A 2006-nucleotide genomic window follows, 5' to 3' on the forward strand; every position below is an offset into this window, starting at 1 on the left:
GGCCGAGTTCCTTGAGCAGCGCGGTCAGCCGGCCGGACTTGCCCAGGGTGCCGACGCGCACATCGTCCCATTGCCGCCGGTCGGCGGCGGCGGCGAGCGCGGCCAGCGTCTCTTGCCGCAGGGTTTCGAGATCGTCGTTCATGGCACCTCGCTGGAACGGGGACGAAAGGAACCGGCGCGAAACGCGGGCGTGGGTTACCGATCAGGCCGGATACAGGGTCCGCCCCGCGGAATAAACCCCCGAAATGCAGAACGGGCCGCCCCGATATGGGGCGGCCCGTTCCGAACCGTAGGACGGCGAGGAAAGATCAGGCGGCGAGCGCGGCCTGGGCCTTCTTCACGATCTCGGCGAAGGTGGCGGCGTCGTCGAAGGCGATCGCGGCCAGGACCTTGCGGTCGATCTCGATCCCGGCCTTGTCCAGGCCGTTGATGAACTTGCTGTAGGTCAGCCCATGCTCGCGGACGGCCGCGTTGATGCGCTGGATCCACAGGGCGCGGAATTCGCGCTTCTTGTTCCGGCGGTCGCGATAGGCGTAGCGCAGCGCCTTTTCGAGGCGTTCCAGCGCGATGCGGTAGTTCGTGGAGGAGCGGCCGCGATAGCCCTTGGACTGATCGAGGACCTTCTTGTGACGGGCGTGGGTGGTCACGCCCCGCTTAACACGTGCCATGTCTCAGGTGCTCCTTATGCCAGCCCGTAGGGGGCCCACTGCTTGACAGTGCGGCCGTCCATCTCGGTCAGAGTCTGCGAACCGCGGTTGGTGCGCTTCATCTTCTGCGAGCGGTTGATCAGGCCGTGGCGCTTGTTGCCCGGGCCCGCCAGCACCTTGCCGGTCGCGGTGATCTTGAACCGCTTCTTGACCGACGACTTGGTCTTCATCTTGGGCATTTTCATCTCCTTGGCTTTGAAGCCGCGGCCGCGCTCGGCGGCCAGGCGGCGGTCACGGCCGGGCATGCCCATTCCAGGCCCGGACGCGCGAACAGGGGGCTGGCTATAGACAAGGGCGGGCGGCGGATCAAGCCCCGATGCGGGGGCGGCGCGGGAAAAGGCGCGGGGAGGCTCAAGCCCCCACCCGAAAGCCTGGGACAGCCCTTGCTCGGCACTCAGTTTCTGTATATACAGAAACCATGCTGGCGATCACGTGGGACGAGCCGAAACGTCTGAAGACCCTGAATGAACGCGGTCTGGATTTCGCCGACCTGAAAGCCTCGTTCTTCCTGTCGTCGATCGTGGTCCCAGCCAAGAATGATCGCCTGATGGCCATCGGTCCATTTCTCGACGGGACGATTGCCGTTGTGTTCGCGGAATTGGGCACCCAGCGTCCCGATTCCAAAATTCGCAAGCGAATTTTGGAATCGAAAGGACACTGGAATCAATATTTTAGTGGCCTGCTGATCCGAGAAATTCTCATAAGAATTTCTCGGGCAGGACACTAGGCCATATCGATCATTTCGATGCGGCCCGCGAGCCGGAAGGAGCGGAAGCGTTATGAAGAAGCTGAAGTCTCTTAGGAACATGACGGAAGATCAGGTCCAGGCCATGATTGCCGCCGACCCGGACGCGCCCGAGGCCACGGACGGGCAACTCGCCCAGGCGCGCCGTTTCACCGATTCCCATCCGGCCCTGGCGGCCAGGATGAAATCCGGCATGGTTCAACGGCCTGTCGGCCGGCCGCGTGATCCCGGGAAGAAGGTATCGGTTTCGCTGCGCCTTGACCCGGACGTGCTCGAAAAATTCCGTTCAGGCGGTCCCGGCTGGCAGACGCGCATCAATGAGGCGTTACGGAAGGCGTGAGTATCCGGGCCGGCCTCGCGCGCACGGCGCAGATGGCAGCGCGCGAGAATCCGGCATGAGAGAATGGCCCCTCTGGTTCGCCCCCTGCGCCGCGGCGTTCACAGGGGGGCTGGCACAGGGGGGGGGCTGGACGGCGCGGGCGGGCGGGCCCATCTGCCGGAGATGAGCGCACCGATCGACGAGACCGAATTCCGCCGTTCGCTGGTGGCCGACG

General features: G+C 64.5%; 4 protein-coding genes and 1 pseudogene. 2 read left to right on the top strand and 3 right to left on the bottom strand.

What is annotated here, in order from left to right; translation table 11 throughout:
- From HUK84_RS16200 to rpmI, 3 genes and pseudogenes are all read right to left on the bottom strand, one after another.
- Positions 1-142: pseudogene (locus HUK84_RS16200) on the bottom strand (phenylalanine--tRNA ligase subunit alpha); the annotation flags it as partial.
- A 166-nt stretch (positions 143-308) separates the two neighbouring features.
- Entirely contained in the window at positions 309-668 is a 360-nt protein-coding gene (gene rplT / locus HUK84_RS16205) for a 50S ribosomal protein L20 (RefSeq protein WP_176641204.1), read from the bottom strand.
- Positions 669-682: 14 nt separating this feature from the next.
- Entirely contained in the window at positions 683-886 is a 204-nt protein-coding gene (rpmI, locus tag HUK84_RS16210; protein WP_012554749.1) for a 50S ribosomal protein L35, read from the bottom strand.
- Positions 887-1125: 239 nt separating this feature from the next.
- On the opposite strand from rpmI, the gene HUK84_RS22920 reads away from it, so the two are divergent.
- Together HUK84_RS22920 and HUK84_RS16220 are read left to right on the top strand one after the other, a co-directional pair.
- On the top strand, positions 1126-1434 hold the full coding sequence (locus HUK84_RS22920) for a BrnT family toxin (protein ID WP_218064418.1): 309 nt from the start codon (positions 1126-1128) through the stop codon (positions 1432-1434).
- 52 nt (positions 1435-1486) lie between these two features.
- Positions 1487-1792, top strand: a complete 306-nt coding sequence (locus tag HUK84_RS16220) for a BrnA antitoxin family protein (protein ID WP_176641205.1) — start codon at positions 1487-1489, stop codon at positions 1790-1792.
- Positions 1793-2006: the final 214 nt, after the last annotated feature.

The organism is Nguyenibacter vanlangensis, assembly GCF_013376155.1.
GTDB classification, from domain to species: domain Bacteria; phylum Pseudomonadota; class Alphaproteobacteria; order Acetobacterales; family Acetobacteraceae; genus Gluconacetobacter; species Gluconacetobacter vanlangensis.